The sequence below is a fragment of the Schaalia sp. lx-260 genome, assembly GCF_021083645.1.
GTDB lineage: Bacteria > Actinomycetota > Actinomycetes > Actinomycetales > Actinomycetaceae > Pauljensenia.
The window spans coordinates 135,729-161,566 of the sequence record NZ_JAJNRQ010000001.1 but is presented as its reverse complement, the minus strand read 5'-3'; the positions used below and the strand labels follow the sequence as shown (position 1 = coordinate 161,566).

The window sequence follows — 25,838 nt, the reverse complement described above, 5'->3', positions numbered from 1 at the left end:
GGCATACTATTCAACCTTTTACGCCAGACATCTCTGCAACATCATGCATAGTCACATGGGCGTAAATATGCCCCCGTTTCCTGACAACAACACGCGGGTGGTCAGATTACTCCTGGCCACCCGAGGCAGGACACACAATGAACACTTCAACCTCTGTCCTACGCGCTCATCAGATTACGAAAACTTTCGGCGGCGTCACAGCTTTACGCTCGGTCTCACTCGACATCCGAGCAGGAGAAGTAATGTGCCTTGCTGGAACTAATGGATGTGGAAAATCTACGCTCATTAAAATTTTGGCTGGCGTTGAACATCCAGATTCCGGCGAAATACACATTAACAAGCACACTGCAACTTATCTGCAACCACTGGATGCTATCCATCATGGTATCCAAGTCATCTTTCAAGATATGTCCGTATTTCCTGATCTAAGCGTCGCTGAAAATATTTGCTTCGGTCAACGTGTAGCTCAAGGAGAAAAGCGTGCCAATCCGCGTAGCGATCGCAAAAAAGCGAAAAATATACTCAAAAGACTCGGCATAGTCTTAGATATTAATGCCGAATTAAAAGACCTTTCTGTTGCAGACAGACAAATCGTTGCCATTGCTCGAGCACTGAACCGTGATGTGCGTGTGCTTTTCATGGATGAACCTACAACAGCCCTCACCCATCGTGAAGTACGTACCCTTTTCAGCATTGTCGACAAATTAAAGCAACAGGGAGTAGCGATCGTTTTCGTTTCACATAAAACAGATGAGGTCCTCTCAATTTCTGACAGGATCGTGGTCATGCGAAACGGTGAAATCGTAGCGGATGCTCCCAGAGATCAATTCACCCCGCACAGGCTAGCCGAAGCGCTTCTGGGATATGTCACTACTGAAGAACGCGACGTCACACCTATCTGTGAAAATGCACCCGAAATTCTCACCGTAACCAACCTAGGTGCACGGCGACTTTTCAAAGATATAAATTTCTGCGTGCGGGCCGGTGAAATCGTTGGAATCACAGGACTTTTAGGCTCCGGTCGTAGTGAAATTGCTGAAGCAATCGTCGGGAAAATCAACCTCGATCATGGACAGGTCAGTGTCGATGGTATGAAAGTTTCTTTCCGATCTTCCTCGGCTGCCTTAAAAGCTGGAATCGCATATGTTCCCCCAGACCGACTTACACAAGGCGTATTCCTAGGCCAATCAATAGTTCACAATATTATTGCCTCTGCGCTCCCCACCGTGTCAGGTTTCCTTGGGTGGATTCACTGGGAAAAGGCACAAAATATCGTTACCCACGCTATCGATACTCTTGCCATCAAAATTGGCAGCTCCGATGATCTAGTGTCCACGTTATCCGGCGGTAACCAACAAAAAGTAGTGCTGGGAAAATGTTTATCCACCCATCCAAAAGTTTTAATTTTGAATGGTCCTACTGTTGGGGTTGATATTGGCGCTAAAGCGGCAATTATGCAGATCTTGCGTAAAAAAGCCCAAGAAGGAATGGCAATTTTATTGATTTCAGATGATCTGCCCGAATTAGTTTCTGTCTGCCATCGCATTCTTGTTGTTCGTCAGGGACTACTCACCCACGAAATTTCTGATTCCAATATCACCATCGATCATATCGAGGAGGTGCTACGCGCATGATGGGAAAAATACACATTCATCAATTCAGAGGACGAAATAATGAAGGTATTCTTTTTCTGGTTATTTGCCTCATGTTACTTGCCATATGCATCATTGCTCCCGATCAAATAAGTCTCGCTTTAGCTGCAGACATTATTCGCTCAGGCGTAGTCACCATGGCTCTAGCTTTAGGACTTTTACCAATCGTGATTTCTGGCGGCATGGATGTTTCTTTCACCGCTATCGCCGTTTTTTCAGGATACACAGTGATCGCCGCTATGACTTCATGGGGATTTGATGGTCACATATGGCCTTTTATTGCATCGGCACTCATCGGAGCAATATTAGGGTTATGCAATGCACTGTTAGTAGCACGGTATCGAATTGAAACCCTTGTCGCTACTTTAGGCACGCAGGTCATCATACGTGGTGCACTTTTAGCATGCATTGGCTCTGCATACATATCGGTATTACCACCTCTGTTGGATTCCGTAGGAACAACGAGCGCTTTTAGCCTTGGCGTTTCCCCTGTCAATATCACTGTACTCTTAGTAATTTTTATTGCCTTAGGAGTTGCTTTTCTTCTCGGTCGCACAACCTTTGGCCGTTCAATTTACGCTATTGGTTCAGATCGTGAGGCCGCTCGCCGTATTGGTATTTCGGTACCACGTATCCAAGTAGGCGTTTACGTGCTTGCAGGTTTCCTAGCTGGCATTGGCGGCATAGTACATATGGTGATTTCACGCCACGCTTCACCTTTTGAGCTGGTTGGCACCGAAATGAATGTTATTGCTGCTGTTGTCATCGGTGGCGCACTTGATTCAGGGGGACGCGGTTCTGTTCGAGGGACTGTCCTCGGTGTTCTTTTAATTTCTTTGACACAAAATTCCTTGGTTCGCCTTGGCGTGTCCTCTTATTGGCAAAGCTTTGTTGTAGGCCTCATTATCCTTCTCGGCGTTGCCATACAAGCACGATCCGCACTTCTTGCTGTACGTCGCCCCCACATACTTGAAGGAGCTGACGCATAATGCTGTCCTTTCAGTCAGTTAAACATACCCTCAAGAAAAATAGCTATGCCACTAGCTTATTCCTTGTTGCTTTTATTACAGCCACCGGTTTTTCTTTAGCTTCCCCACAAACTTTTTTCTCAGCATTGAACTTAGCTTCCATCGCTTATGCGGTACCGGAAATAGCTCTGATGGCTTTAGCAATTTCTATAGCAATGACGACTGCTGGTATTGATTTATCAACAGTAGCTGTCGCTAACCTATCAGCATTATGCGTCATGCATATGACGCAAGTGTTATCTGGGGCGGGGCTAAGTTCTCTTGTGTCAACCGCTATTTCTGTGTTGTGCGCACTGATTATCGGACTTATTACAGGTTTAATGAACGGCGTATTAATATCGGTGGTTCGTATTGCGCCTATTCTGGCCACACTTGCTACCCAGCAGCTTTTCCTCGGCTTAGCCATCGCACTCACTAAAGGAAAACCTCTATACGGCGGCACACCTGAACTTAATGTTCTCGGTGTTGGCACTTTGGCAGGTATTCCATTCTTATTCTGGCTTTTCCTCATCATCCTCATATGTATCGCCATATTCATGGGGCGCACTCGTTTTGGGTTGTGCGCGCTCATGTTGGGTGAAAATCCAACGGCCACAGATTATTCAGGTATCTCTCGCATTTCTGCCACTATAAGCACGTATATGCTGTGCGGCCTTCTATCGTCATGCGCCGGCATATTGATGGCTGCACGCACAGCTTCCGCTTCAGCAGGATACGGTGGTTCATATCTTATGCTTGCGATCACTATTGCGGTATTAGGTGGAGTTAATCCTTTTGGTGGGCGCATAGCGATCTGGGGTGCAGCCATTGCCGCTGTTATTCTCCAGATAATTTCTTCCGGTTTGAATGCATTAGGTGTATCGCCTTACGTGTATCAAATGATCCAAGGTTTCATCCTTGTATCAGTCTTTATTTTCCGGTGGGAAGCACAGCGTAGAAAACATTCCTAACTTATTTCAGGTCAGGCTCTTTTAAGAATGTCCTAGCCAAAAACATTATTTCGTTTTTACTTCTCTTTCATGTGGAAAGGAAAATACCATGAATACTTCAGCTAATACTGCCCTTGAAGCTTGCCGTGCGCTCATTGCACGAGAAGCACAGGATGTAGCCAATACTGCAGAGAGTCTCAATGACACTTTTATGGAGATTGCTCATAAAATTTTAGAATTAGAAGGAAAAGTTGTCTGTAGTGGCTCAGGCACTTCGGGAACCGTTGCACGACGTATGGCTCATCTATTTAACGTCACTGGCACCCCTGCGCTATATCAAAATCCTGCTGATGGACTTCACGGCAGCCTCGGAGTCGTCACAGAAAAAGATTTGGTCATTGCAATTTCCAAGGGAGGCGAATCAGATGAATTATCAGAATTTGTTCGACGTGCTAAACATCGAGGGGCTTTCATTGTTGTGCTGACTTGTTACTCCGAATCATCATTAGAACGTCTTTCAGACATCACCTGCGTGACTCCTTTTATGTCTGGTGACCCCGAAAATGTTTTAGCTATGGGTTCAACCTTGTCGAATTGCGCGTGGGGTGACGCGATGGCCATGTATATTCGCACGTCACGCGGTTTCACATGGGATGAGGTCCTCTACCTTCATCCCAGTGGAAAAGTAGGGAAAGAAACCCAAAAAACTCTGAAACGGATCTCAGACTCACATTAGTTCTGTCACTCTGAAAACATCTCACGCAACAGCAAGTGTCTGCGACCCTGTGCTGCATAAAGAAGTGTCCTTGTCCGTAGAAGTTCTACAGACAAGGACACCCCTATTTCATTGGGAGAGGAATCCGAAAGCCGAAGTTTCCGGCTGAGCGGATGAGCGCCCAGGTTTCCTCACCTTAGTGCCTCACAGAAGATCCCTGCGGCGACGTGAAACACACACGAATCCCAAAGAAAAGGCAGCCAACCCAGAAAGGGTAACAAGGCTCAGTGATTCAACGCCTGTATGCGCCAAACCTCCACCCTTATTTTGGGGCTTCGGGGATATGATCTCTTGTTCATGAAGCGTCCCTTTACCTTCCTGATCTGCCGTGGGAATCACCTCGAAAGAAGCTTGCGTACGCAGGCCAGAGGCACCCTCACTTATCACATGGTGTGTACCCAACTCAAAGTCAGCCGGCACACGCCACGTGTATATGGCAACACCTGAAGAATCCGCAGGAACCGTACCCAAAACTATTGGGGTGGAATGTACCGTGAAAGTAACATCCTCACCGGCAGCAAAACCAGAAGCAGTAAAGGTTACTTCACCTTGACGTGCTACAGCATTCCCTTCAACGTTACCTAAAACCACGCGAGGACCGCTCGGAGGCACTATTGTGCCTGAGCCAGGTGACGGAACAGGGTCTGTTCCTGCACCCGGCATAGGAACAGCAGGGTCCGTATCTGATGCTGGTGGCGGGGTCTGCGATTCAAGTGCGACACGAAGAACATCGCTGACTGCTTCACCTGCCGCATTCGATACCACAACACGCAAAACATAACCTTGCGTATCCTCATCTGCTGTCAAGGAATAGGTAGGTGACACAGCGCCTTCAATGGGTGCCCATTCGCCTACATGCCCTTGAGCATCAAGCTGAGCCTTTTGCCACTGATACGTTACAGCAGGAGTTCCTGTAGCCTGCACCCCTAGCGTGAGATTTGTTCCCCGATGAGTAACTACCTCTTTCCTGCCCTCTTTATCACTCAGAGCAAGTAACGTGTCCTCGCCTGCTTTCTTTACGTTGATCGCGCTGATAGTTGGCGTCACCGTCGCATGCAACTCAACAAGCTGTGATTCTACGGTGTCTACGCTGTTTTCAGCGACGAGGCGAATAAACGCTCCTTCATCCGCTTCCGTTATCGTGAATGTGTACGTCAGATCTTGAGCGCCCTCAATTGCGGTCCATTCTTCACTGCCGGCATCCAAACGCTGCCATTGCAATGTAGGCTCTGGTGTTCCGATGACCTGGGTCGTAGCGGTCACACGAGTTCCAACGCGAGCGGTCACCGTCCGACTTTGACCATCACCATCGCTTGAGAAACCTTCATCAGTATCGCTAGTTACCTGGATAGGAGCAATTTCAGGAGCCTCCTGCGTTGCTTTCCCATAGACTTCAACTTCTGCGAGCGCTAAAGCCTCTCGTCCGGGCAAAATCACGCGAATGTACCGTGCTTCAAAACCTCCAAAATCAACGGTACTTGGATAACCGCCAACACCGTCTACTTTAATTGCCTTCACATTTGGTAATGCCAATGTTTCTTCCGCGGAAAGCAGGTCGTTGAGCGGTTCTGGTGAGGCCACAACATAGAAATCTTTTAAGCGATCAGAACAGGGAATCGTCCGTGACTGGCATGTAAATTCTTGAGCGCGGTTAAACACGTCCACATGGGTCACTTTGTACATGTCCTCTAGGTCAACCTCCCACCATGGGTCTTCGTCTCGACCGCTGGTATGAGAAAGGGAGCCGTTATTCCATACACCATCCGTGTTTCCGTCGACGGCGCGTTCAGCTAAGCCTCCCCAGCCTGTCGTGATTTGACGAGCGGGTTTTTCTAAAGCCAAGTTCAGTGAAGGTGGAAGCACGTTCAGGAGTGCATCATGTGAGGTTACTTCACCGACCGTGTTCTTTGCTACCACGCGGAATTTTGTTCCGTTGTCTTCAAGTGTTGGCTCAAAAGAATAGCTATTGTAGATTTCATCTTCGATAGCTGTTACCTGACCATCTGTGTCTACCCTGTACCACTGGTATGTGGGGCTTGGGCGACCAGTTGCAACAGCTGAGAATGTTGCTGTTTGTCCGACACGTACAGATACAGTTTCTTCTGGCTGCATCTTGAATGTGGGTGCCACGCCGATCTGTTCGTTTTCCCTCGCAGTGATTGTCACTGATCGAATGGTGAAAGGTATCGGGTTTGCGTAATATGCCGGGTTTGCCGGTCGTATGCGTAAGCGTTTGACTTGGCGTGGTTCCAAGGTGAAAGAGCCGCCCACGATTCCGCTGGAAAGTTCTTCCCCTGTTACGGTCATGCTTTGATCGCCAAATGTCAGGATGTACTGGTCAGATACTCCTAGTCCTCGTCCTTGGACGCTGAACTCAAAGTCAACATTACGGAAGGTCTTTCCTGACTGGTCGGCAACATACACATCGTAAGCAGAAGTAAGGGCGTGTCCTTTCGCAGAACGCAGATCGACTACGTTTTGCGTTCCGGCAGTTCCTTCCCCATTGTTGAGGTAGACAGTGTTTTCTGGGACCATCATCGGCGCACCGTCGAGCTGTACTTTTATGACGGGAACAAATTCGTCGGGGTTGTCCCCTTGTAAAGTCACTCGAAGTGTTGTGCCATCCTGTGTGAATGGTAATTGTGTGTCTGTTCCGTCGATTGTGACTGACTGAACCTTATTAGCAATTCCTGAGAGGGATACCTCTGACCCATCTGACCAGCTACGTGGGAATAGGTAGAGGGAGCTGTCTTTTGCTGTGATGCGTCCCCAATTCGGGATGGGGAACCATGTGGCGTGCGCGCCTTCGATGGCATTTGGGTGTCGCGTGCGCCATGCTGCCAAGTTATCAAGAATTTTCTGGTCGAATGGGTCAAAAGAGCCATCACCACGTGGGCCAATATTGAATGCGTACTGTCCGCCGCCTGAGATAACGGTGACAAGGCCGTTAATTGCTTCTTTAGTTTTTGGCACCACATTCGCTTCAGCACGGTTCGCTTTGTATGTTGAACAGTAGCTCCAGCAGGCAGGGAATATCGAGAGAATCGATTCCCATGGTCCCATCCTAAATTCTGTTGGTACGGAGTTATCGCCGCCTACTTCAAAATCGCCTTTATCGTTCCATACGCGCGAATTGACCACTGTCGTATTTGGTTGTAGGGAACGGACTTTGTCGGCCATTTGCTGTGATTGGGCGGGGGTAGGTTTGCCCATATCGAACCAGAATTCAGCAATTGGCCCGTAGTTTGTCATGAGTTCTTCAATTTGACGTAGGTTGTACTGCAGGTGTTCGTCAGTAATCGGGTTCACGTTACTGTAGGGTTCTGGCTCGTGTTTTTCCCAGTCAATGATTGAGTAGTAGAACGCAAGTTTCATATCGACTTTGGCGCACTCGTCTGCGAGTTGCCGAATCGGGTCCTGTCCAAAAGCGGTTTGGTCAACAACGTCATAGTCTGTGGTTTTCGTGTCCCACATGGCGAATCCGTCATGGTGTTTCGTTGTAATCATGACGTACTTCATCCCCGCAGCTTTTGCTGTGGCACACACATGCGCTGCGTCCCACTTTTCCGCAGTCATACGTGACGCGGTTTCTAAATATTCTTCGCGGGGGATGTTTTCCCATGCTTTAATTTGTTCTGGATATCCTATGCGCTGCACTTTTTCTTTGTATTTTCCTTCATACATGGAGTACACACCCCAGTGCATAAAGAAGCCAAATTGAAGACTTTGCCACTGCGCTATGCGTTGATCCGTGGAATATGGAACAACGGCAGAAACCCCAGCAGGCGTAGTGCTTGGTGTTTCTGGCTCGTCTGCTATTGCGGAAACAGGCTGAGCAAAAATTCCCGTAACAACAAGTGCCGTTGCAGCGAAAAGCCCAATGATTCGTGTTCGTCTCATGGTGGGACCTTTCGAATTATTTCAGTTGTTTCAGACTGCTATGTCTGTATGCTTCAGCGTTGAAGCATCCCCTTACTCTAAAGGACGGACTGAAAGCGCACATGCGGTTGCGCTTTTCTGTGGGGGTTCACGAATTATTCTTTATTTTAGTAACACAAGAAAATATTTTTCTTTGCGCCTTAGGTCCTAAATGCTTTGCAATAGATTGATACACAGATAAAATCTTAAAGTAACATATCTGTGGATCCTCACAGAAAAGTAAGGGAATAAAAACTTGTCCCGAAGTAGGGTTAGTTTCGTACACGTCGACGCACAGGAATACCGACAATCTTTTCCAAAGAACGCTCAGCACTCCCCTCCCCCTCGGGCACAGCACGATCCACGTTGGGTAATGGGGATGGTTGCCGCACGACCTCCGCCTCCTCAGACACAGGATGCCCTTCATAGACAGCAGGCAAGGACTGTTTTCCACTCTGTCGTAAAGTCGGCACTTTCAACGGTGGAGCGGCAGCTACTTGTGGAGGTAACTCAGGCGAATATTCATCCTCAGTTTCATGTATATGTGACACCCTTGGGGCAGAAAGAACAGGCAGGTCGTACGAGGCCGGGCTACTTTGTCCTCGTTTTACTTCAAAGAAAGCGCGTAACTGCAAAGCCGCTTCCTTCGCCAAAACACCTGGAATCACTTCCACACGATGATTCATACGGGAATCGCGCAGAACATCACGTAAAGACCCAGCAGCTCCGGCCTTTGGATCCCACGCACCAAAAACAACACGATCAACACGGGCAGATAAAGCCGCACCTGCACACATTGTGCATGGCTCTAAAGTAACCACCAGAGTACAACCCACCAAGTTCCAACGCCCTAAACGCTGACCGGCTTCACGTAAAGCCATAATTTCAGCATGCGCAGAAGGATCATGATTTGCTTCACGGCAATTCCAGCCACGCCCAATAACGCGGCCAAGCGAATCAATCACTACAGCCCCGACCGGCACATCACCAGTTTCTAGGGCTTTATTTGCACAAAAAAGCGCCCGACTCATTGCCTCACGGTAACGTTGCATCGTTGTCACCCTCTAAGAGTATCTAAGAGTGCCGCACTGCGCCCACGTATGCGGATATCACGTTCATCAATCCGCACAAAACGCAGAAAAAGCGCTAATGTGGACTCATGCATCTCCATGTAGCTCATCATCCTTTAATCGATCATAAGCTCACTGTTTTACGTGATCGTCAAACCCCGTCGGCCACTTTCCGTCAACTTGTTGATGAATTAGTCACCTTGTTGGCTTACGAGGCCACTCGTAATGTTGCAGTCGTTGATACGGCCATTAACACACCTGTTGCGCCGACTGTAGGGAAAAAACTATCAGAGCCTCGCGCTATCGTGGTCCCTGTATTACGTGCGGGCCTTGGAATGCTTGAAGGTATGACGCGACTGCTTCCTACCGCTGAAGTTGGTTTCCTTGGTATGAAGCGCGACGAGGACACACTGCAAATTGAAACCTATGCGAATCGTTTACCTGATGATCTATCTGGTCGCCAATGCTTTATTTTGGACCCCATGCTGGCAACAGGACACAGCATGGTTGCCGCTGTGAATTACCTGTTTGAACGCGGCGCAAAAGACATCACATGCGTATGTATTTTAGCGGCTCCTGAGGGTATAGAAACCCTTCAAAAATTTATTGGTGACCGTGCCAATGTGAATGTGGTTGTGGCGGCTGTTGACGAAAAACTCAACGAAAAATCCTACATTGTTCCCGGCCTTGGGGATGCAGGTGATCGTTTATACGGGGTCATTGATTAATGTGACTATGCCTGTGCGTGTGGGGTCCTGCGTAGTGCAGGACCCCACACGGTTTTTCTGGCACATTTTCAAAAACTAATGGACACAGAAAGTGGCGTCAATAGCATGAAAATTTCATTGAAAATTAAATAGCATGACCTTTATTTGCACTTTCACATATAAGCCACATAAACCCCTACTCTTAATTTCCAATCGCACACACCAACAATTTTTCTTCGTTAAACTAGGGGAATCTTGTTCAACACACAACACAAGGAAGTGTCATTGTGAAATTACAAGGACTCCTAGGACTCACCTCAAGTGCAGCCCTCATTATTTCAATTCTTATCAGTCCCCAAACACAAGCAGCAACCTCACAGGAGGCCACCTCTGACGCAACAACACTGTGGTACGAACAGCCAGCCTCTGCCACACAACTTCTGCACGCCAACAGGCGCAACATCAACGAAGAATGGCAACAAACCACACTGCCTATCGGTAACGGCGACCTCGGTGCCACCATCTATGGTGAAGTCTCTAAAGAACACCTCGTTATTAACGAAAAAACACTATGGACAGGCGGCCCCGGCACCACGCAAGATTACAACGGCGGAAATGATGAAAACAGTGGTAAAAACGGTGCTTCCCTACGGGAAATACAAAAACTCTTTGAAGAAGGCAGATCCGCTGAAGCAAGTAATCTTGCACAAAATCGACTGGTCGGCGGCTTCAAAAGGAATGAGCACGGTGGATACCAAAGCCTAGGAAACCTCTACATCGATCAAAAACTCGGCGAAAACCCCACCTACACACACTATCGCCGTGACCTTTCGTTAAGCGATGGCCTAGCCTCTGTTTCTTTCACCCATGAGGGAACAACATACACTCGCCAATATCTGGCTTCACACCCGCATAACGTCATCGCCATCAAACTTGACGCATCCAGCGACGGCGCACTCAACTTCGCACTCACATTCCCCACGGCACACAACTCACAGAAAAACAACGAAACCACCACCATCAATGGCAACAAAATGACCATAAAAGGAGCCTTGCATAACAACGGGCTTCTCTATAACTCCCAAATCCTCGTCACCACTGACAACAACGGAACTATCAGCTCCGAAGGTGAAGCCCTGAGCGTTTCGGGAGCAAAAACAGCAACCATTTACCTTGCCGCCGGAACAAATTTCTCCAACGAGTACCCTTCCTACCGCAACGGTCAAAACAGCGATCAACTGGACCAGTCAGTATCAGCTCGGGTCACTACTGCAGCACAGGCAGGCTGGGATACTGTGCTACGCGAGCACACACAAGATCACCACGCGCTCTTTGATCGTCTTTCCCTTTCCCTAGGATCAGCACAATCATTGCCGGCAACAGATGTCCTACTTGCCAATTACCGCAACGGCTCCGCACCTGCAGAACAAGCTCGCGCACTTGAAACCATGCTTTACCAGTACGGACGCTACCTCACCATTGCTTCTTCACGTTCAGACAGCAAATTGCCAGCTAATCTGCAAGGCGTTTGGGCACGAGGCACGGATGACATCGGAGAACCAAACCCCTGGGCCTCGGACTACCACATCAATGTGAACCTACAGATGAACTACTGGCCCACCTATTCTGCGCACCTCAGCGAATCAGCACTCCCCTTATTCACATACGTTGAATCGTTAGTGCAACCCGGACGAGAAACCGCACGAATCTACGCAGGAACCGACGCAAGTCCCGGTTCAGGTTTCCTCGCTCACACAGAAACCACACCCTACGGTTGGACAACACCGGGAGCATCATTCTTTTGGGGCTGGTCACCAGCAGCCGTACCGTGGATCCTACAAAACCTCTATGAAGCCTACGAATACTCACAAGACACTGATTTACTACGCCAAAGGATCTACCCACTCTTAAAAGAACAATCTCAGTTCTATATCCAACGGCTCTTGCACCCAACCCGCGACGGGCAAGGTGAAGAACGACTCGCCTCATCACCCACATACTCGCCAGAACACGGTCCTATCACTGATGGAAATACCTACGAACAAACACTGATCTGGCAACTTTTCAAAGACACCATCGAAGCAGCACGTATCCTCAACGTTGACGATGAACTTGTTGGTAATACAGAAAACTGTTCAACCTCTGGATGGACACGTAACTGGGACAATGGCGGCGAATTCACTCATCAAGCAAACCGTTCTTGGGAATGCGCACAATCACTGCTTAAACCCATTGTCGTAGGAAGCAGCGGTCAAATTAAAGAATGGTACAACGAAGGTGAACTCGGGCACTGGTATGACACAAACCGTATCCCCAGCTACCAAAAACAACACCGACACCTCTCACATATGCTGGGCCTGTTCCCCGGTGACCTCATCACTGTGGATAACCCTGAATTTATGGATGCCGCAAAAGTATCCCTCACAGATCGCTCAGATAACGCCACTGGCTGGGGTATCGCACAACGACTCAACGCATGGGCGCGCACCGGCGACGGAAACCATGCGCACGCTATCATTCGTTCACTTTTCCGTAGCGGGATTTACCCGAATCTTTTCGACGCGCACCCGCCCTTCCAGATTGATGGAAACTTCGGGTACACATCAGGTGTTAACGAAATGCTCATGCAATCAAACTCAACATACACAGACCCGCAAGGCAATAAGCACGTCAATTATCTGAATGTCCTGCCTGCTTTACCTGATGCTTGGGCTGAGGGGCATATTACGGGTCTGCGCACACGAGGTGATTTCACAGTCGATATGACATGGGAAAAGAAAGCAGTCAGCGAGCTTTCTTTACATTCCGGTAAAGGGAAAGAAGCAACTCTTTCTTTCCCCGGTGCCGCTCAAAGCACCATCACGGACGAATCAGGGCAAATCCTACGCCCCACCATTCATGATTCCTCGCACATTTCTTTCCCCACCACAGCAGGAAAAACCTACACGATCCGTGAAATTCCTTCTCTGCACCTGACCTCTCACACTGGAGCTACCACCATCGGGAAAGAAAATGGCACGCTCTTACTAGTGGCCAATATGAAGAATTTTCATTCTCAATCGCCACAAGACCTACGATGGGAAAGCTCAGATACATCTGTTGCCACAGTGGACGCACATGGCATCGTCACAGGTATTCGTGAAGGATCAGTCACCATTACAGTTTCCTCCCCAGAAGATCCAAAACTCAACAGTTCACTCCCTCTACGTGTTCTCCTTGGTAGTGAACAAATAGAACGAGTCGATGACGCGAATAGTTCGATTCATTATTCTGCTGGTTGGGGCACATGGAACAGTGACCATCGAAATCATAATTCCACTCTGCATTTCACTGAAAGAGCAGATCAAAGTGTCACCTATGAATTTACTGGCACCGGAATCATCGTCGGCGCAACTTCCAACACCCCGTACGGCCAGTACGAAGCATGTATTGACGGAAATCAAAACTGCCGTCTCGTTGCTCTGAATGAACAAAATGACGCACATCAAGTACCCGTTGTTCGCTTTACGAATTTACCTGCAGGAACACATACGCTTACCTTGAGGAATAAGGCACTCAACGGGAACGTTAAAGCTGAACTTGATTACTTTGATGTCATCATTCCTGGCGTGTCTTTAAGCCCAGTACATGAGCAGCTTGAACGAGTTGACGCTTTGCAACCACAGGAAAGCCTATACGAACCTGAAGCTTGGAATGCGTACAGCACAGCTTTGCGTCGTGCCGTTGATTTGGTCAATGGTGACGAACATACACAGGAAGCTGTGACAGAAGCGGCGACAGCCTTACGTGACAATATCACCAACCTTGCAGAACATATTGCTGCCGACACGCAAGCTCCTTCCATACCTGAAGGACTGAATGCGGATCCGGAAATGACAAGCATTGACCTTTCATGGGCTGCTTCCACTGATAACGTGGCCGTCACCGAATATGAAATATCTGTTGATGGTCGCACGATGAAGGTGGATGCTGCTGATACTCATATTGTTATTGACAATTTAGAAGCAGGAACTACATATGAGCTTCAGATCGTGGCAGTGGATGCCGCAGGAAACCGTTCTCAAGCAGCCACAATAACCACGAGAACCGCTCCTCTCCCATCCGTTACCCCTCACGCAGATAATGATGTGATTGTTTCTGTTGAAAATAACAGGGTCACTCCGGGTTCTGAGCAAACAGTATCTGTTCAAGGTCTTACACCATCAGGGCAAGCCACACTGCACCTGCATTCGGATCCTCTCTTTTTAGGAGAATTCACTGCATCTGGTGAAGGCACACTCACAGCACACATCACGATCCCTGCTGACACCACCATTGGCACTCACCACATTGAGGTAACAGATGTGGTAAGCGGACGCAGTGGCAGGACTGTTGTAGAAGTAGTAGCACCGGAAACAAGTGAGGTAACCGAACCAACAGTAAGAACGGAAACACCTGAATCCGATGAGTCCGGGGATGAAAATACGTCACAGTCAGATGCTTCTGCTACGCCTTTGGGAAATACAGACAAAGCAAATGACCCGCACTCAACAACAATCCGTAAAACTCCTTTGTCACGCTTAGCGATGACAGGAACATCATGGGCCTTCATTATAGGAAGCTTCATTGCCTTATGCGGTGCAAGCATGTCATTAGCCATCACACGATATGGAGCAGTCAAAGAACAAAAATCCAGTGAATCGTAAAGCGCCTATCAGGTCTACAAGCACCTTGAAGGCATAGAGAAAGTGTGGGGTCCTGCAATACGCAGGACCCCACACCTGTTCGTCAGCACATACAGCTTTCGATCAGAAAGTTGGAATAACGGAACCGTCTTTCCATGTGCTTTCGATGTACGTGCGTACAGAATCCGAATGCAAAAGTTTCTCAAGTTTAGCGATAGCATCAGCCTTATTAGGGTTCTTCTTCCACACGAGAAGGTTAGCTGAGTCATTTCCTTCAGTGCTTTCAATAGCTAAACCATCACCATGAGGACTCAAACCACCTTCTTGTGCGAAGTTACCGTTAATAACCGCGATATCAACGTCAGCAAGTGAACGCACAAGCTGGGCGCCTTCAACCTCAACAAATTCAAATTTCTTCAATTTCTCAACTGTATTGATGTTGATGTCCGAAGAATCTGCTTTCGGGTCACTAATCTTGACGAAACCCTGATCGGCTAACAATTTCAAAGCACGGGCTTGATTTGTCACATCTGCAATGATGCCGATTTTTCCACCTTCAGGGAAATCTTTCAGGTTCTTCACCTTTTCAGAGTAGACAGCCAACGGTTCCAAGTGAACACCTTTACCCGGCACAAAATCGTAGCCATACTCTTTCGTTTGGTCATTCAGGTAAGGAACCGTCTGGTAGAAATTCGCATCCAGTTCACCCTGATTCAAAGCCACATTCGGCTGCACATAGTCGGTGTATTCCACAATATCCAACTTCAAGCCAGCTTCCGCAGCTAAATGATCTTGGATGTATTGAAGAATCTTTGCATGAGGTGAAGGTGAAGCCCCTACCTTCAGTGTGACAACTTCTTGAGCGCCAGAAGCAGAAGTCGCCGTATCAGATGAGCGTGAGGAAGAAGCAGTAGACGAGCATCCAGCGAGGATAAGGGCAGCGGCGGCGCAAGCAGCGACGTAACGGATTGAACGCATTATTTTCTCTTTCCAGGTGTTGATGGTGTCCACTGGCGTGAACTCCACATGTCGGTCATATTCATCGTTTGAAACGTTTATTAAATTCTGTTCTTTTGAGGCGAAGATACAAAAAGGGGTCCGTCCATCGATCTTATGTAACATAGGTTCCGTTATTGCGTGAGATATTCCTGCCCTCTTGAGCACATTCTCTGATACATCTGAACACGCATATCCGCTATTTCCATGCAGACCCAAAAGAAAGACGGCCCCTCTAACGAGCGCACTGTCCAGATAAGCAGACAGGCACCCTCGAATCAGATCCGAAGATACCTGCCAAACAAAATATTCACATAACGCACCAGCGCACGAAGCTCCTCACCGATGATTCACCATGCGAGCAACAAAATCACCCGTGATTTGAATGACTTGCACAAGCAGCAAAATAGCGAGCACAGTAACAATCATGACATCGCTTTGGAAACGGTTATACCCGTAGTTAATTGCCATCTGACCTAAACCGCCGCCACCAACAACACCAGCGAGAGCCGAGTACCCTACCAGTGTGATCCCAAGGACTGTCACAGATTGGACAAGTTCAGGCAAAGCTTCACGTACTTGCACGCCCCATTGGATCTGGAAAAGATTCGCCCCCATCATTTGAGCAGCTTCAATTTTCCCCGGAGCAACAGCACGAATATTCGTTTCAACAAGCCGTGCAAAAAATGGTGTCGCACCAATAACTAGTGGAACAACTGTCGCTTTCCATCCAAGCGAACTGCCAACCACAAAACGGGTGAAAGGAATCAAAGCAATAATAAGAATAACGAAAGGATACGAACGCAAAATATTGACAACAAAACCTAAAGTTTGATGTATGAATTTATGAGGCGTCAGCCCCTCTTTGCTAGTCTGAACCAGAATAAGCCCCAACGGAACACCCAAGATGACCGTGAAAAGAGTAGAAAATCCCGTCATCAGCAAAGTTTCACCGACTGCCGGCAAAAAACTCTTTGTCAATGCTGGATTATCCAACCACATCGGATCACCTTTACCCGCTGACAATAAAGCGGCAGCCGATTTCAGCGGAACGAAAGTATCCGCAGTGGAAAAAATATCAACAAAATGAGTAAAAGCAATCATAGGTTGCGCTCCTGAACGTGCACATTATTGGCTTTAAGTTGAGCAATGATCTGATCTTTGTGGATTGTTGGCACCGAAAGCGCTAAACGACCTACTTGAGATGTCGCAAGCGATTCAAATGTTCCCGCAGTCACGTCAGCCCCTAATGATGCCGCTAAACGCAGAACATTCGCTCCGGTGGGAACCCCCGGCCGTGAAGTAAACATGACATCCAAAAGTGTCATTGCCTCTGGAATATGCACATCATCCACATGAGGAACAGGTACCAACTCGCGCGCTAAAGGACTTGTCGGGTCAGTCACTACATCATCAACTTTCCCACTTTGAATAACACGGCCATGCCCAAGCAATGTCACCGAATCACAGATTTCACGTACCACACTCATTTCGTGGGTGATAATCAGAACTGTCACTCCCGCAACATCACGTACATGACGTAAAAGAGACAAAATTTGCCGCGTGGATTCTGAGTCCAAAGCAGATGTCGGCTCGTCACAAAGCAACACGGCAGGCGTATCAGCTAAAGCACGAGCAATACCGACACGCTGACGCTGACCGCCTGATAACTGCGAAGGGTAGGAATCACCTCGCCCAGCTAAACCCACCAAGGATAGGAGTTCTTCAACCCTGCGCTCAGTTTCTTGCCTGCTGACACCAGCAAGTTTTAACGGGTATCCCACATTAGCTGCCGCAGTGCGCGCTTCTAAAAGATTTGCCGCTTGAAAAACCATGCCAATATTGCGGCGAGCGCGTAAAAGTTCGCGCCCACGTACCGTGGATAAGTCCACTCCGTCAACAGTGATACGGCCTTCTGTTGGGCGTTCCAAAGCGGTAAGGCAGCGAATCAGTGTTGATTTACCGGCACCAGATTGCCCAACGATGCCGTGTATCGCTCCCTTATCCACATGAAGTGTTACGTCGTCGAGTGCGACTACTTCTGCACCGCCTTTGACGGGATAGACCTTACGTACTGCACGCAAGTCAATCATGTGTCCTCCCATGCTGAATCGAAGTTATGTGCGGTATATGTCAGGCGCTTCGGATAGGTGTTACCGTGCGCATCGTATTCACCTTAGAGCTTTCATAGGTCGCAGGAAAGAAAGCGAAAGGGATGAGAATATGTAACATAGCACATGTGGATTGTCGCTTCGTGGCTTTTCCTGTTCTTACGGGTTTTCGTAGCCTCATTTTCACTGCGAACACAGTTAAGCTACATGTATGCTTTTTGCTTTTTCTGTTTCACCTATGACTTCTGATAGCCCAGATGGTTCAGTTTCACAAGCCGTTGCTCGCGCTGTGCAGGTCGTGCGCACAAGTGGGCTTCCGCATGAAACAACCGCTATGTTCACCACCATTGAAGGTGACTGGGATGAAGTGATGCCGGTAATCCGCGCAGCATGTGATGCGATAGCGGAAGTGTCACCGCGCGTGTCGCTTATCTTGAAAGCAGATCTACGTTCCGGTTACGCGGGAGAGCTGCAAGGTAAACTTGCTCGTCTAGAAGCTGCTATAGATTCGCTTCCTGAGGGCAACTGAGCGTGAGGGGCATCTATCATGCTGGCGCATACTGCTTTGAGGCCGCGCATATTCAGGCTTTGTGCCGCTAGCTGAGGATTGGCTTGCAAGGGCAGGCTCGAATAGGAAAAGAGCAATAGAATGTCTCTGACTTCTTCTGCCGTTGGTGCTGGCCGTTTCGCGCCATCGCCTACAGGTGATCTGCATGTTGGAAATCTGCGGACAGCAATATTAGCGTGGCTGTGGGCGCGCTGCACCGGTCGTCGTTTCGTTATGCGCCTTGAGGATATTGACCGTGTGCGTTCTGGCTCTGCTGAGCGTCAATTAGAAGATCTTCAGGCGATAGGCCTCAATTGGGATGGTCCAGTTCTTATTCAAACATCCCGCACGAAAGCACATAAGGACGCGATCGCTGTTTTAATGGAAAGCGGCCATGTTTTTGAATGTTATTGTTCGCGTAAAGATATTCGCACGGCACCTTCAGCTCCTCACACTCCTTACGGTCATTATCCTGGGACATGCGCAGATTTGTCAGAATCTGTTCGAAACTCCAAACGGCGCGAGTTAGCGGCATTAGGTCGGGCACCTGCTCTGCGTTTCCGTCCTCCTGTAAGCGAATGGACGGTAACGGATGAGCTTCATGGGAATGTCACAGGTCCTGTGGATTCTTTCGTCATTCAACGAAGCGATGGGGCTGTGGCCTATAACCTTGCAGTTGTCCTTGATGACGCTTTTCAGGGGGTGGATCAGGTGCTTCGTGGTGATGATTTGCTCGCGCAAGCTCCTGCGCAATCTTCCCTTGCTCATGTTTTAGGTATCCCCCAGCCAACATATGTGCATGTTCCTTTGGCGCTCAATAGTGACGGAGTGCGGCTGGCAAAACGTGATGGCGCTGTTACTTTGCCTGATCTTTACGCCTTGGGGTGGAGTGTCGCTGACGTGGTGGAATGGATTGGCACATCTATCGGTGTGCGTGGGGCGCGTTCGCTATCCGATTTATCGCAGGCTTTAGATTATGAGGCTTTGCGTACTTTAGAGCTGGCCCCGTGGATTGTGGAGCCTCCGACAGATAAAAATGGGGCTGTGCAGCGCGCATAGTACTTATTCGTAGGTGGCTTATGAGGCCGAATAAAGTAGAGGGCAATTCTGTCTGAAGTAGGTGAAGTTACCTTCAGAAGAATTGCCCCCACGGTGCGTGTGGTTTTATATCGCGCGTTGGCGTATCACATGTTCGCGTACTTTCACGATACAAAACACGATGAGGAATACCGCTGCATCAACCACCGCCATCATTGATGATGTTGCCAAATCTCCTACCAATGCGATGGAAAAACCCAGCAGGGCCGACACGACAGCAATCACTAAACTTGCGCACATCATGCCAGGCAAAGTGCGAGCAAAGAGAAGTGCTGTCGCAGGAGGGACAACCATCAGGGCAACCACGAGGATAGCGCCTGCCGCATCAAAAGCGACAACCACCGTCAGGGAAACCAACAGCATAAGGCCCGCACTGATCGTTTTCACAGGAATACCCATTGAACGGGCCAGAAGCGGGTCAAAGGTTGCTAATTTAAGTTTCGGATATACCAGCACAATGTATGCGCCTGTCAGCAGGAAAACACCAAGAAGCCGCCACATTACTCGCGGGCCAATATCAATTGTGCCGAAAATAATGTGTTCAGGTGATAGCGCCATGAGGTTCAAATCGCCTGTAAGAACCGTGTCCTGACACAGGTGTACGCTGTGCAAGACTGTGGACAAAAGGATGACACCTATAGCGAAAAGAACAGGGAAAATGAGGCCCTGATGCGCGTCACCCACGATAAGCCCTGAATTTCGTAGTTTTTCCGCTCCAAAGACGACTACGAGCCCCATAATGGCGGCAGTAAGTACCATGATCGGTGAATGAGTGCTGCCGGAAATCAAAGCACCGACAACAATCCCCGGAAGAACCGCATGGGAGATTGCTTCTACAAGCATGGACTGTTTACGTAAAACAATGAATGTTCCCGGTAAAGCGCAAGCCAGTGCTGTTACTACGGCAAGTAGGGCAACAGAAACAATGAAAGGCATTAGTGTGTTCCCCCTGTGACTTGGGCCAGCAAAGCTCGTCTTTGACGCATACGCTCGCTATGCCGCCGGATAACGGAGCGCTGCGGAGCAGCAAATAATGACACCAGCAAAATGAGGGCGAGAACGAGGACTATAACCGGCCCTGTCGGTACTTTCCCGAAATTAACGGAAATGTAGGAACCGATGACTCCCGCTGAGCCTCCGAAAATACCTGAAAGCAGCACCATTGTTGAGAGGCGATGCGTCCATTGGCGGGCTGCGGCAGCCGGTGTGATCGCAAATGCGACAACAAGGATAAGGCCTACGGCTTTAATACCGATGATAACGGCAACAGATGCGGCTCCAAGGAGGATGAAGCGGATAAGTTTGGGCGAAAATCCAAGGGTTTGCGCATGGATAGGGTCAAAGGCGAATATTTTGAGTTCTTTCCATCCGACGCACATAACTATCAGAGCAAAAGCAGCAAAACATGCGGCTGTTATAAGGTCTTCGTGTGTCAGCGTGGCCGCGTTGCCGAACATGTATTTGTCGATGCCGCCACGATTAGGCAGGGTTGAGTGAGTAATCACCCTCAAAAGGACCATTCCCCCACCGTAGAAAAGGGCTAGGCAAATCACCATTGCCGCGTCAATACCGATGCGCGAGTGGACTGATATCGCATTTGCTAGTAATACGGCAAGTGTTGATGTGATGATTGAACCAAGGGTGAGGACCAGCATTGATCGTCCGTCTACGGCGAAAAGCCCTGCTGCCACGATAAAAGCGAGTGTGACACCGGATGTCGCTGAGTGTCCCATGACATCTGAAATGAGTGATTGTTTTGTCAGGTACAAGAAAGCGCCGAGCATACTGGAAGCCACACCGACCAGCGCTGTTCCTATGAGCATTGTGCGGAACGTGTAGCTGGCAAAAAATGTCAGCGGGTCAATAAGTTCCACGGGAATCATTTGTTTTCTCCCGCTGATTCATCGGGGGCGGCTTCCTGTTTTTCGGTTTCTGGGTGTAGTGCCGTTTTTTCTGTCGCCTTTTGCGTGGGGTGCGCGCTCATCATTTTTTCGTCGAGTAATCCGTAGGCGATATGTAATTTGTCTTGTGTGAAGGATTCTTCGAGGGGGCCAGTTGCAATGAGTTTTCCAGAGGACAGCAGAGTGGATGCTGTGCAAAAACGACGAACTGTTGATAAGTCATGGTGGACAATGATGACGGTGGTTCCGGCTTCTTGTAGTGCGCTGAGTACATCTGTGATGGCGTGTTCAGAAGCCACATCGACACCTGCGAAAGGTTCGTCGAGGATGCACAGGTCTGCGCGTTGCGCGAGTGTGCGGGCAACAAATACGCGCTGTTTTTGTCCGCCTGACAGTTGCGAGATCTGACGATCGGCTAGATCACTAATTCCTACTGCTTCTAATGATTCTTTCACGGCAGCGTGTTCACGTGCTCCTGGGCGTTTAAGCCATCCGAGTCGCCCGTATGTTCCCATTGTAACGATGTCTCGGACAGTAGCAGGAAAGTCCCAGTCGATTTCTGCGGCTTGTGGCATATAGGCCACTCGGTGACGTACTTTATCAAGAGGTTCACCGAAGAATTCCACGTTCCCTGTAAGAGATGGGATGAGGCCAACAGCGGCTTTGACGAGTGTTGATTTTCCGGCTCCGTTTGGTCCGAGTATCGCCATGACGTCACCGGTGTTCACTTGGATTGATACGTTGTGTAAGGCAACGCGGTCATGGTAAGCAACGGAAAGGTTTTTCACCTCGCAGGCAAACATATGCGCCTTTCATTCAAAGAGCACAACGGGGTTCGAGAGTATGAGTTTCTCGAACCCCGTGCTCAGCTGTATTTCTTTCACGCCTGCGCATGTTTATTTCGGCGGGCTGAAAGAGGGGATGCACACGTGGGTGCGTTACTTGTTCAGAGCCTCAGTGATTGCTTGTGCGTTGTAGGCAAAGACACCGAGGTAGGTGTCCACTGGGGCTGATTCACCAAGAGAATCTGCGTACAAAGGCTTGTCGGATACTTCCACTTCCCAGCCCTTTGATTTCACAGCGTCTTTGACGTGGTTGATTGCTTCAGGGTTCTTCAAGTTGTCTTGGAAAATCATGGGGATTTTCTTTTCAGCAATCAAAGTGGCAAGTTCGTCAATTTCAGCCGCGGACATTTCTGATTCAGAGGAAACGAAGTCTGTCGCGTGGATTTCAATGCCGTAGGTCTTGCCGAGGTAATTGAATGCGTCATGTCCTGTGATGAGAACGCGCTTTTCTTGCGGTATTGCGTCAAAGAGTTTCTTGGCGTCAGCTTTTGCTTGGTCGATCTTTGCGGTGTAGGCCGCAGCGTTCTTTTTGTATGTGTCAGCGTTTTTTGCGTCGATTTGAGCGATTTTTTCAGCGGCAGCCATGACGACATATTTCCAGTTATCTGGGGAGTTCCATACGTGAGGATCATGGCCTTCGATTTTGCCGTCTTCTTCCCAAGGCAATAGGTCGCTTTCAGGGATTGCTTCAGCAGCGGCTACTTGTTTTTCACCGAGCTTGTCGAGCTGGTCCATCATTTTGTGTTCCATGTCGTGGCTGGTCCACAAAACTACGTCAGCATTTTCAAGTTTTTGTGTGTCTTGTGTGGTGAGCTCTTGTGTGTGCGGGTCACCGCCGGGACCTACGAGGACTGTGACCTCAGCATTTGGGGCGATTTGTTTGGCGGCATCACCAAGGTAGCCGGTTGTGGCGACAATTGACAGTTTTCCTGCAGAGGGTGTTTGGGCGCCCGATGCGGCCATCGCATCAGATTGGGCAGCGCCGCCGGTTGAACATGCGGCAAGTGGCAAGGAAAAGAGCAACGCCACTGTTGCACCGATGAGTCGTCGATTCATATTGAAGCCTCCAGTGTATTTATTTTTTCGGTTAGGCAAACCTAATAATCAATTGTATAAGACAAAACACATAAGTGTCTATTTTCTTATGCATGAAATCACTATATGTAGTAAGGAATGGCAATCATGCGCATAGACGACATTAGCTGCTTTCAACAGAAAATCCCTAGTACCTACGTCGCAAATACCTGCACATACGATCAACAAAAACCCGATAGGCCCGCCACTCAGCTCAACGCAACCAGAACATGCGATATACGAGCTACGCACATCACCATGTAAAACTCACAAAAAACTGCGCCTACGCACCTGTTATACGCCCGTTATCACGGGAGACATGAAGTCCTTTATTTTCCACATGCGTGCGACGCAAGCGCCTCATAAAAATCGTGAAACCAATAATGCCGGCACCAGCAAACTCAATACCAAAACCCCATTTCACCCATGCCGGAATATGCCCCATCAAATCAAGTGAGGGCGATTTCCCCGCAGCAGAAAGTTCCGCCTCGGCCGCCTGGTCACGTTTAGCTTCAATAAGCAGACGATGAGTATTGATTCCGTAGGGTGTGCAGGTAATCAGTGTCAATAAATCCTCATGCGCACGCGGAACTAAAGTTGAAACATCCTCTGGTTTAATCACACGCGCACCACTCACTCGATATACGCGAATAAAGCCTGGGAAGTCCAGTCGAATAAGATCACCAACGCTGACTGATCTTAATGAATCAAACATTGAAGCAGTTGCTAAACCTGAGTGGGCTGTAATGATCGAATGTTGATGAGGACCACCCACCGGCAAAGAGGAACCAAATAAATGGCCGGCACCGCGTTCTAATGTTTCATCGTGCGTGCCATGGTAAATCGGTACGTCAATATTGACGGTTTCAATTGAGAGGCGACCCATCAGGCCACGCTCATCAAAGCTGAGTTGTTTTACGTACTCAACCCAGTCATCGTTGTCGAGTTTTGCTACTCGATCAATCCACGGGTCAAGGACGGGGAAAGAGTCTAGTTTCGCATTGTATGCCTCTGCGAGTTCAAGTGCCGAAGCATTTTGCTGCTCTGTTGCGGCCTGCTCAATGACGCGAGCTGTAGCTCTGGCGGTTTCCCAGTTATTCCATGTTGTTTGGACCATCGGGTAATTTGCCAGCAGCAAGCCCACGATAATGAGCGTTAATGCGATTATTCGACGCTTATCCCCATCCTTGAGCCTCAATTACATCAATCCTTGAAAGGGTTACTCTGACTTCTTCTGACGCAAAGCAAACATGTAGAGTCCACCACCGATGACCAAGATTATGCCACCACCGACAAGGACCATGGCAATCGTGGCACCGGTCTTTGGCAATTCAAAGAGAGTACGAGGAGTGTTCTCAATGTCAAGGGTGACAATTGAGCCGTCTTCGTCTTTCTGGTCATTTCCGTCTTGATCGGTTTTCAGTGTAACTTCAATTGCTTCAGCGAGTTTTGCGTAGCCTTCCGGAGCTTGAACCTCAACAAGGTAATACTTGACGATGTTATCGCCGGTCAGTTCTTTGCCGCTGGATTGATCGGAGGTACGTAAACCACCAAACCAGAGGTTACCTTCTGCATCCGAAGTGGTGCTCTCAACAAGCGCGCCGGCTTTGTCGTAGAACTTCAGCTTGTTACCAGCTTCATCGTAGAGTTCAAACTTTGCGCCTTGCAAAGCAGCGTTGGTTTTTCCGTCCTTCTTAATCGCTTGGATACGACCAAGTTCAACCTTCGGCTCATCTGATGGGACTCGCTTTGCTTCGTCTTCCCAGGTGGGGTCTTGGTTTGGACGCAGGTATGCCTTGTTCTTCAGGTCGGTGATGTTACCGCCGGAAACAGCAGAACCGTCAGTACCCACAGCATTGAAAGTAGTGACAAATTGAGTGGTGAGTTTACCGCCATCGCTTGCGATCGAGTTCAGTTTGGTGAAATCGATGAATTCAATGGTGAGCTTGCGGTTTGACTGATCGAAAGTAGCAGTGAAATCAACGCCTTCAGCAAAAGTTACTTCTTGCGCGCCTTCAGTACCAGCCAGCCCTTTAATTTCAATGGACTTGTAAGTTAAACGCGAATCCAAGGTATCGGTGATTGTGTATTTCGTGATTCCCTTTTGACCATCTTTTTCGTAGGAGTTCACCGAGGATTCAAGTGTCCAGGAAAAATCTTGTTCAGAGGAACGCAGAGCTGAATCATCAACCTTCTTCGTAATGTATTCGACTTTGTTCTTCGGGTAAGCGAATACATTGTAAAGGTACTTATTCACGTGGTCCGGTGAAGCCCCTTCAGTGTGAGGCATTGGAAGTGTCACATAGAAGTCTTCAGCTGGAGTTGCACCATCAGGAGCTTGGGTTTCTGAAACCTTGTAAAGGCCAAAATGGAGGTTTTCAAATTTAGCGATACCGTCCATGCCTGTGGTCTTTTCACCCACAGGAGCAGAGTCCAAAGTCACTGTACCTGTTGGTTTCGCGCCATCGCCAAGTACCTTGCGGATCTTTGCCCATGATTCATTCTTGGTGTAATCCAGGTTAG

The 25,838-nt window shown here is 48.7% G+C and carries 19 protein-coding genes; 8 read left to right on the top strand and 11 right to left on the bottom strand.

Annotation, left to right across the window (positions count from 1 at the left end; all coding sequences use genetic code 11):
- Positions 1-137: 137 nt before the first annotated feature.
- From LRP57_RS00630 to LRP57_RS00615, 4 genes are all read left to right on the top strand, one after another.
- The gene (locus LRP57_RS00630; RefSeq protein ID WP_231204054.1) at positions 138-1,634 is read left to right on the top strand and encodes a sugar ABC transporter ATP-binding protein; all 1,497 of its coding nucleotides are present in this window, start codon (positions 138-140) and stop codon (positions 1,632-1,634) included.
- Positions 1,631-2,641, top strand: coding sequence for an ABC transporter permease (locus LRP57_RS00625; protein WP_231204051.1), 1,011 nt, complete (start codon positions 1,631-1,633; stop codon positions 2,639-2,641). Before LRP57_RS00630 ends, LRP57_RS00625 begins: the two co-directional genes overlap by 4 nt.
- Positions 2,641-3,630 carry an ABC transporter permease gene (locus LRP57_RS00620; RefSeq protein ID WP_231204049.1) on the top strand — a complete coding sequence of 330 codons (990 nt, stop codon included), beginning with the start codon at positions 2,641-2,643 and terminating at the stop codon, positions 3,628-3,630. The genes LRP57_RS00625 and LRP57_RS00620 overlap by 1 nt, the downstream gene beginning before the upstream one ends.
- Before the next feature lie 88 nt (positions 3,631-3,718).
- Positions 3,719-4,345, top strand: a complete 627-nt coding sequence (locus LRP57_RS00615; RefSeq protein WP_231204047.1) for a KpsF/GutQ family sugar-phosphate isomerase — start codon at positions 3,719-3,721, stop codon at positions 4,343-4,345.
- Positions 4,346-4,528: 183 nt separating this feature from the next.
- Here the strand turns inward: LRP57_RS00615 and LRP57_RS00610 are convergent, their stop codons facing one another.
- Together LRP57_RS00610 and tadA are read right to left on the bottom strand one after the other, a co-directional pair.
- Positions 4,529-8,284, bottom strand: a complete 3,756-nt coding sequence (locus tag LRP57_RS00610; RefSeq protein ID WP_231204044.1) for an alpha-L-fucosidase — start codon at positions 8,282-8,284, stop codon at positions 4,529-4,531.
- 290 nt (positions 8,285-8,574) lie between these two features.
- Positions 8,575-9,354 carry a tRNA adenosine(34) deaminase TadA gene (tadA, locus tag LRP57_RS00605; protein WP_231204575.1) on the bottom strand — a complete coding sequence of 260 codons (780 nt, stop codon included), beginning with the start codon at positions 9,352-9,354 and terminating at the stop codon, positions 8,575-8,577.
- Between the two features lie 107 nt (positions 9,355-9,461).
- Here tadA and upp point away from each other — a divergent pair, with 107 nt between their 5' ends.
- Positions 9,462-10,100 (top strand): uracil phosphoribosyltransferase, encoded by a 639-nt coding sequence (gene upp, locus LRP57_RS00600; protein WP_231204042.1) that lies wholly within the window; start codon positions 9,462-9,464, stop codon positions 10,098-10,100.
- A gap of 266 nt (positions 10,101-10,366) precedes the next feature.
- Positions 10,367-14,764: a glycosyl hydrolase family 95 catalytic domain-containing protein gene (locus LRP57_RS00595; RefSeq protein ID WP_231204040.1), complete on the top strand. Its 4,398-nt coding sequence runs from the start codon at positions 10,367-10,369 to the stop codon at positions 14,762-14,764.
- A gap of 102 nt (positions 14,765-14,866) precedes the next feature.
- Here the strand turns inward: LRP57_RS00595 and LRP57_RS00590 are convergent, their stop codons facing one another.
- The 3 genes from LRP57_RS00590 to LRP57_RS00580 form a co-directional block, all read right to left on the bottom strand.
- Positions 14,867-15,721 carry a MetQ/NlpA family ABC transporter substrate-binding protein gene (locus LRP57_RS00590; protein ID WP_231204038.1) on the bottom strand — a complete coding sequence of 285 codons (855 nt, stop codon included), beginning with the start codon at positions 15,719-15,721 and terminating at the stop codon, positions 14,867-14,869.
- A gap of 357 nt (positions 15,722-16,078) precedes the next feature.
- A complete protein-coding gene (locus LRP57_RS00585) occupies positions 16,079-16,741 on the bottom strand; it encodes a methionine ABC transporter permease (protein ID WP_231204573.1) in 663 nt (220 codons plus the stop codon).
- Positions 16,742-16,839: 98 nt separating this feature from the next.
- Entirely contained in the window at positions 16,840-17,832 is a 993-nt protein-coding gene (locus LRP57_RS00580) for a methionine ABC transporter ATP-binding protein (RefSeq protein WP_231204035.1), read from the bottom strand.
- Between the two features lie 229 nt (positions 17,833-18,061).
- On the opposite strand from LRP57_RS00580, the gene LRP57_RS00575 reads away from it, so the two are divergent.
- Complete coding sequence (locus LRP57_RS00575; RefSeq protein WP_231204033.1) at positions 18,062-18,379, top strand: thiamine-binding protein; 318 nt, start codon at positions 18,062-18,064, stop codon at positions 18,377-18,379.
- A 120-nt stretch (positions 18,380-18,499) separates the two neighbouring features.
- On the top strand, positions 18,500-19,456 hold the full coding sequence (gluQRS, locus tag LRP57_RS00570) for a tRNA glutamyl-Q(34) synthetase GluQRS (RefSeq protein ID WP_231204030.1): 957 nt from the start codon (positions 18,500-18,502) through the stop codon (positions 19,454-19,456).
- Between the two features lie 105 nt (positions 19,457-19,561).
- Here gluQRS and LRP57_RS00565 read toward each other — a convergent pair whose 3' ends face one another.
- The 6 genes from LRP57_RS00565 to LRP57_RS00540 form a co-directional block, all read right to left on the bottom strand.
- Positions 19,562-20,431: a metal ABC transporter permease gene (locus LRP57_RS00565; RefSeq protein WP_231204027.1), complete on the bottom strand. Its 870-nt coding sequence runs from the start codon at positions 20,429-20,431 to the stop codon at positions 19,562-19,564.
- Positions 20,431-21,378 (bottom strand): metal ABC transporter permease, encoded by a 948-nt coding sequence (locus tag LRP57_RS00560; protein ID WP_231204025.1) that lies wholly within the window; start codon positions 21,376-21,378, stop codon positions 20,431-20,433. Before LRP57_RS00560 ends, LRP57_RS00565 begins: the two co-directional genes overlap by 1 nt.
- On the bottom strand, positions 21,375-22,199 hold the full coding sequence (locus tag LRP57_RS00555) for a metal ABC transporter ATP-binding protein (protein ID WP_231204022.1): 825 nt from the start codon (positions 22,197-22,199) through the stop codon (positions 21,375-21,377). Before LRP57_RS00555 ends, LRP57_RS00560 begins: the two co-directional genes overlap by 4 nt.
- 135 nt (positions 22,200-22,334) lie before the next feature.
- Positions 22,335-23,297 (bottom strand): metal ABC transporter substrate-binding protein, encoded by a 963-nt coding sequence (locus LRP57_RS00550; protein WP_231204020.1) that lies wholly within the window; start codon positions 23,295-23,297, stop codon positions 22,335-22,337.
- A 301-nt stretch (positions 23,298-23,598) separates the two neighbouring features.
- A complete protein-coding gene (locus LRP57_RS00545; RefSeq protein ID WP_231204018.1) occupies positions 23,599-24,513 on the bottom strand; it encodes a class C sortase in 915 nt (304 codons plus the stop codon).
- Positions 24,514-24,534: 21 nt separating this feature from the next.
- Positions 24,535-25,833, bottom strand: coding sequence for a SpaH/EbpB family LPXTG-anchored major pilin (locus LRP57_RS00540; protein WP_269213798.1), 1,299 nt, complete (start codon positions 25,831-25,833; stop codon positions 24,535-24,537).
- Positions 25,834-25,838: the final 5 nt, after the last annotated feature.

Excerpts from the sequence above, each read along its gene's own strand:
- LRP57_RS00580 (WP_231204035.1), bottom strand. The coding sequence starts at position 17,832 with ATGATTGACTTGCGTGCAGTACGTAAGGTCTATCCCGTCAAAGGCGGT.
- LRP57_RS00625 (WP_231204051.1), top strand. The coding sequence starts at position 1,631 with ATGATGGGAAAAATACACATTCATCAATTCAGAGGACGAAATAATGAA.
- LRP57_RS00550 (WP_231204020.1), bottom strand. The coding sequence starts at position 23,297 with ATGAATCGACGACTCATCGGTGCAACAGTGGCGTTGCTCTTTTCCTTG.
- LRP57_RS00575 (WP_231204033.1), top strand. The coding sequence starts at position 18,062 with ATGCTTTTTGCTTTTTCTGTTTCACCTATGACTTCTGATAGCCCAGAT.
- tadA (WP_231204575.1), bottom strand. The coding sequence starts at position 9,354 with ATGCAACGTTACCGTGAGGCAATGAGTCGGGCGCTTTTTTGTGCAAAT.
- LRP57_RS00615 (WP_231204047.1), top strand. The coding sequence starts at position 3,719 with ATGAATACTTCAGCTAATACTGCCCTTGAAGCTTGCCGTGCGCTCATT.
- LRP57_RS00585 (WP_231204573.1), bottom strand. The coding sequence starts at position 16,741 with ATGTGGTTGGATAATCCAGCATTGACAAAGAGTTTTTTGCCGGCAGTC.
- LRP57_RS00555 (WP_231204022.1), bottom strand. The coding sequence starts at position 22,199 with ATGTTTGCCTGCGAGGTGAAAAACCTTTCCGTTGCTTACCATGACCGC.
- LRP57_RS00630 (WP_231204054.1), top strand. The coding sequence starts at position 138 with ATGAACACTTCAACCTCTGTCCTACGCGCTCATCAGATTACGAAAACT.
- LRP57_RS00565 (WP_231204027.1), bottom strand. The coding sequence starts at position 20,431 with ATGCCTTTCATTGTTTCTGTTGCCCTACTTGCCGTAGTAACAGCACTG.
- LRP57_RS00620 (WP_231204049.1), top strand. The coding sequence starts at position 2,641 with ATGCTGTCCTTTCAGTCAGTTAAACATACCCTCAAGAAAAATAGCTAT.
- LRP57_RS00590 (WP_231204038.1), bottom strand. The coding sequence starts at position 15,721 with ATGCGTTCAATCCGTTACGTCGCTGCTTGCGCCGCCGCTGCCCTTATC.
- upp (WP_231204042.1), top strand. The coding sequence starts at position 9,462 with ATGCATCTCCATGTAGCTCATCATCCTTTAATCGATCATAAGCTCACT.
- LRP57_RS00560 (WP_231204025.1), bottom strand. The coding sequence starts at position 21,378 with ATGATTCCCGTGGAACTTATTGACCCGCTGACATTTTTTGCCAGCTAC.
- gluQRS (WP_231204030.1), top strand. The coding sequence starts at position 18,500 with ATGTCTCTGACTTCTTCTGCCGTTGGTGCTGGCCGTTTCGCGCCATCG.
- LRP57_RS00610 (WP_231204044.1), bottom strand. The coding sequence starts at position 8,284 with ATGAGACGAACACGAATCATTGGGCTTTTCGCTGCAACGGCACTTGTT.